The 4,357-nt window shown below is 65.7% G+C and carries 6 protein-coding genes; all 6 read right to left on the bottom strand.

Annotated elements, in window-relative coordinates:
- Positions 1–491: polysaccharide deacetylase family protein (locus tag Q4C89_RS14040; protein ID WP_303103247.1), on the bottom strand; the 491-nt coding region annotated here is incomplete at its 3' end.
- A complete protein-coding gene (locus Q4C89_RS14045; protein WP_303103248.1) occupies positions 488–1,645 on the bottom strand; it encodes a glycosyltransferase in 1,158 nt (385 codons plus the stop codon). The genes Q4C89_RS14040 and Q4C89_RS14045, both read right to left, overlap by 4 nt.
- Positions 1,624–2,769, bottom strand: coding sequence for an LptF/LptG family permease (locus Q4C89_RS14050; RefSeq protein ID WP_303103249.1), 1,146 nt, complete (start codon positions 2,767–2,769; stop codon positions 1,624–1,626). Before Q4C89_RS14050 ends, Q4C89_RS14045 begins: the two co-directional genes overlap by 22 nt.
- A gap of 204 nt (positions 2,770–2,973) precedes the next feature.
- Positions 2,974–3,399 carry a 3-hydroxyacyl-ACP dehydratase FabZ gene (fabZ, locus tag Q4C89_RS14055; RefSeq protein ID WP_303103250.1) on the bottom strand — a complete coding sequence of 142 codons (426 nt, stop codon included), beginning with the start codon at positions 3,397–3,399 and terminating at the stop codon, positions 2,974–2,976.
- Between the two features lie 172 nt (positions 3,400–3,571).
- The gene (locus Q4C89_RS14060; protein ID WP_303103251.1) at positions 3,572–3,832 is read right to left on the bottom strand and encodes a hypothetical protein; all 261 of its coding nucleotides are present in this window, start codon (positions 3,830–3,832) and stop codon (positions 3,572–3,574) included.
- A 20-nt stretch (positions 3,833–3,852) separates the two neighbouring features.
- On the bottom strand, positions 3,853–4,191 hold the full coding sequence (locus tag Q4C89_RS14065; protein ID WP_303103252.1) for a hypothetical protein: 339 nt from the start codon (positions 4,189–4,191) through the stop codon (positions 3,853–3,855).
- Positions 4,192–4,357 lie beyond the last annotated feature (166 nt).

The raw sequence follows: 4,357 nt of genomic DNA on the forward strand, positions 1-4,357 counted from the left end.
CCCTCCATGCTCCAGTGGGCACCGCGCACCCCCGCCAGCCGTTGCCCCAGCAGCGTCGCCAGGGTGTAGGCCCCGTGCGGTGGGCGGTGAAACTTGACCCGCTGGCCTGTCACGGCTTCCACCCCGCGCACCGCCCGCAGAGGGTCGAGGGCCGCGCCCCAGGGCGTGCGAATCCAGGCGTGGACGTGTTTTTCGGCGTGGGCCTCCACCTGATGGCCTTCCGCCAGCATTCGCCCTATCAGGTCGGGATACGCCCGCGCCTGCCCCGCGATGACGAAGAAGGTGGCCTGCATTCCCGCCTCCCGCAAGGCGTCCAGCACGGCGGGCGTGGTGGTGGGGTCAGGGCCGTCGTCGAACGTGAGCGCCACCTCGCGCCGCGCCCGTTTGCCCTCGTGCACCAGTCCCAGATTGCCGACCTGCACCAGGAGATAAGGCAGGCCGATGTAGAGGGCCAGTGCGCCCAGCACGCCGCGTTTCAGACCGCGTTTCATGGTTGCCCCTCCAGCCGTTCCAGAATCGCCCCCGCCACCCGGTCGGCGGCGTCGGGCAGGCCCACCGCCCGCGCTCCGGCGCTCAGGCGGGCGTGTTCGCCAGGATCGAGGGCACGCAGCACCAGAGGCCGGATGTCGTGCCGCTTTCTGGCCCACAGCCCCGCCCCGTGCCGTTCAAGAAAATCGGCGTTGTATTCCTCCTGCCCAGGAATGGGGCGGTAGACGACCAGCGGCACGCCGAGCGCCGTCGCCTCGGCCACCGTCAGACCGCCTGCCTTGCCCACCACCAGGTCGGATGCGGCGAGCAGCCGGGGAAAATCGCGCCGAAAGCCGAGGTGGCGCACGGTGGCTCCCCCCATCTGCTCCAGTCCCTCGCCCTCGCGGGAAGCGGGCACGAGCACCTGCACGGCGCGGCCCAGGTTGCCGAGTTCGCGCAGCACCTCCCCTGGCTGGTAATGCCCGCGCCCCCCGCCCGAAATCAGCAGCAGCGGCAGGTCGGGGCGCAGGCCCAGTTCGGCGGCGAGTTCGCGGCGCAGCGCCTCGCGGTCGAGGTTCAGCACCTCGCGGAAGGCCGGGGAAATGGGAATCCCGGTCACTTCGACCCTGTCTGCCGGAACGCCGCGCTCCAGCATCTGCGCCCGCGTTTCTTCCGAGGCGACCATCAGCAGGTCGGTGTCACGCCGCGCCCAGTGCAGGTGCGCCCGGTAATCGGTGACGATGAGAGCGTTCAGAAAGTGCTGCCCGGTTCTGCCGCGCAAGGTGTCGCACACGGCGGCGGGGGCCCAGTAGGTGTTGACGACGACCTCGGGGGCCTGGGTTCGCAGGTCGTCCTCGAACGCGCCCATGCCCAGCCAGGTGAACATGCGGCTGATGAAATTCCAGGGGCGGTCCTGGTCGGTGAACCAGTAGAAGCCCCGGTACAGCCAGGGGGCGTACTTCAGCTCGAATTCGTAGAGGTCCACGGTGAAGCTGCGCTCGAAGGCGCTCAGGTACTCCACCGAATCGTGTTCCTCGGCCAGCAGGTTCACGCCGCGCCGGGCGAAAGCTTCCTTGACCGCCCGCTGCGCCTGGTCGTGCCCTGCCCCCAGCGACACCGACATGAACAGGGCGCGGACTGTGCACCCCGGCCCGCCTACGCCCGGCGCAGCAGCCATAAGCCCCCCAGCGCAAAGACGATGTTGGCGAGCCACACGCCCAGTTCGGGCAGCCCGGGTAGCAGCCCCGCCAACGTCAGGCCCACGCTGAAGAGGAGGTAATAAGCGACGGCAATCAGCAGCGCCACGCCCAGACTGACCCCCAGCGTGCGCCCGAAGCGCAGGGCGAAGGGCAGCGCCGCCAGCACCAGCACCAGATTGGCGAAGGGGAGCGCCAGCTTGCGGTTGAGGTTGACCCGCGCCGCTTGACGCTCGGCGGCGGGAACATCGGGGGCGGTCAGCTTGGTTATCAGTTCGGGCCAGCCTTCCGCGTCGGCTCCGATTGCGTCGGCGTACTGCGCCAATGTCTGCTTGCGGCTCAGGCCCGTGTCCAGATTGAGGGGCGAGGTGGCGTCGGGGGCGGTCTGCACCAGAGGAAACACGTTCTGCACGGCCTCGCGGAAGGCGGCGGGGTCATTTTCAGGAACCTGAGCCAGCGCGGCGGCGGCGGCATAGTCCACCTTGTAGACCTGATAGCCCGTCAGCGCCAACTGGTTGTTCTCGAATTTGCCCGCGTCCGCCAGCACGATCATGCCCTGACGAAAATTGTCCTTCTCCCACTGCTCGACCCGCACGCCCCGCATCTGGCGGGTTTCGGTGTCGTAGCCCTGCATGGACAGCGTAAGCCCCTGGCCCAAATCCACCGTCTTGCCGACGAGTTGCGAGAGGCCCGCGCCCGTCAAGGCGTCCCAGTACAGCCCCCGCGTTTCCACGTTGGCCCGCGGCGCGACCCACAGACTCAGCCAGATGCTCAGTGCCGTGACCAGCAGCCCGATGACCGCCGCCGGACGGGTCACGCGCCCCAGGCCGATGCCGCCCGCCTGCACCGCCACCAGTTCGCGCTCGGTGTTCATGCGCCCGAAGGCCACCACCGTCATCAGCACCACCGCCATCGGCAGCACCTTGACCAGGGTATCGGGCAACTGGTAGCCAATCCAGCGGGCAATCAGGCCCACGGGCACGCCGCTGAGCCACTGACTCGACACGAAAAAGTACCCGAAGCTAAGAATGGCGGTAAACAGCAGCGTCCCTGCCAGCAGCGGCGGCAGCAGTTCACGGGTCACGGCGCGGGTCAGGCGGGTCATAGGGTGGGCTGTCCAGAGCAGGCGAAGGGGAAAAACACCAGGGAAGTCTAAAGGTCTAGGGGTCTAAGGGTCTGAGGAAGATTTCTTTTGACCGCTGAACGCTGGACGCTTAAACGCGAAGGATCACATGCAGGACAGGCATCGAGACGTTTTCACGTTTGACGTTTCCACGACCAGCCGCCCCTGCTTTTTCGGCAGCTGGTCTTACTTCGCCACCGCAAACAGAATCTGCATTTCCGCCGCCACCTCGCCGTCCACCTCGGCGCGGCAAGTGGTCTTGCCCAGGCCACGGCGCAGAAATTCCAGTTTGGCGTGCAGGTGCAGTTGGTCGCCAGGAATCACCTTGCGCTTGAAACGTGCGCCCTCGATGCCCGCCAGATAGCCGATCTGCCCCGGTTCCATCTGTCCGTGCAGGCAGAACATGCTCGCCTGTGCCAGTGCCTCGGTAATCAGGACACCGGGCATCACGGGTTCGGTGGGAAAGTGGCCCACGAAAAACGGCTCTCCGATGGTCACGTTCTTGATGGCGTGGACTTCGCCGTTCTCCACGCTCAGCACGCGGTCAACGAGGATGAAGGGGAAACGGTGCGGCAGGGCTTTGAGGACATCCTGAATCAGCAGCGGGGTCATGCGGTCAGGATAGGCGAAAGTGGCCGCGCCGCCAGCTTAGACGGATTCCGTCCAATTCCCCCATATCCGGCAGGGCACCGGATATGGGTCCATTTCCCGAAATCCGTGTCTGTCCCTACTCCTTCCAGTCGGATTTCATCCCACATTATGTGGAATTCAATCGGAATGGGTATTAGCCCTGCGGCGGCGCAGCGTCCAGCACCGGACGGGGCATAGGACGCCGCAGCGTTGCCAGCGCCAGTGCCGCGCTTGCCAGCAGCAAAAGCAGCAGCCCGCGCACAAACCCGTTGGGGCCGGGGCCGCCCAGCGCGACGCTGCCCAGCGAACGCAGCCACAGTGGGCCACTGCCGCCCAGCACGGCAAAAATGCCCAGGGTCAGTGCCGAGAGCAGCAGGCCCAGCAGCAGCAAAAGGAGGGAAGGGAGCAAACGCATCAGGGCGATTCTAGCGGCCCCTAGCGCTGGTCACGTACATAATCGTCGTAGACCCTTTCCAGCAGTTCCGCCCGACCAGCACGCGGAAAACGCTTTGCCTGCCCCGCCACGAGACGCTCCATCGCAGCACGGTCGCCCCGAAGTTGTGAAAGAACCTTCCGCTCCCACATCGCGTCCTTCCCCGTCGGCACGCTCGCCGCGCGGCCTGCCTGACGGTCGAAGGTGACCTGCACTGCCGGGTCAAGCCAACGCACCTTCTGCGTGTTCTGGCTCTGTGGCGACTTTTCTCTGGGGCGGGTCAACAGCATGACCAGCAGCAGAAAGGCCGAAATACCAACGATAAGCAACACAGTGTCCATAAAGCCAAAATTAGAGAACAAAGTTGCACAATTCCGTCACTCGCTTCGCCGGATAAAGCCACGGCCTAACAAGTGTTCGGCTAAACTTCTCCTATGTCGAAAGCAGTCATTGTGGCGGCCTCACGCACGCCGACAGGCAAGTTTCTGGGCGCTCTGGCAGACGTTC

The sequence above is a fragment of the Deinococcus sp. genome (genome assembly GCF_030523985.1).
In the GTDB taxonomy this organism is placed as follows: domain Bacteria; phylum Deinococcota; class Deinococci; order Deinococcales; family Deinococcaceae; genus Deinococcus.

Coding starts and splice junctions, on each gene's coding strand:
- Q4C89_RS14045 (WP_303103248.1), bottom strand. CDS start 1,645: ATGGCTGCTGCGCCGGGCGTAGGCGGGCCGGGGTGCACAGTCCGCGCC.
- Q4C89_RS14050 (WP_303103249.1), bottom strand. CDS start 2,769: ATGACCCGCCTGACCCGCGCCGTGACCCGTGAACTGCTGCCGCCGCTG.
- fabZ (WP_303103250.1), bottom strand. CDS start 3,399: ATGACCCCGCTGCTGATTCAGGATGTCCTCAAAGCCCTGCCGCACCGT.
- Q4C89_RS14060 (WP_303103251.1), bottom strand. CDS start 3,832: ATGCGTTTGCTCCCTTCCCTCCTTTTGCTGCTGCTGGGCCTGCTGCTC.
- Q4C89_RS14065 (WP_303103252.1), bottom strand. CDS start 4,191: ATGGACACTGTGTTGCTTATCGTTGGTATTTCGGCCTTTCTGCTGCTG.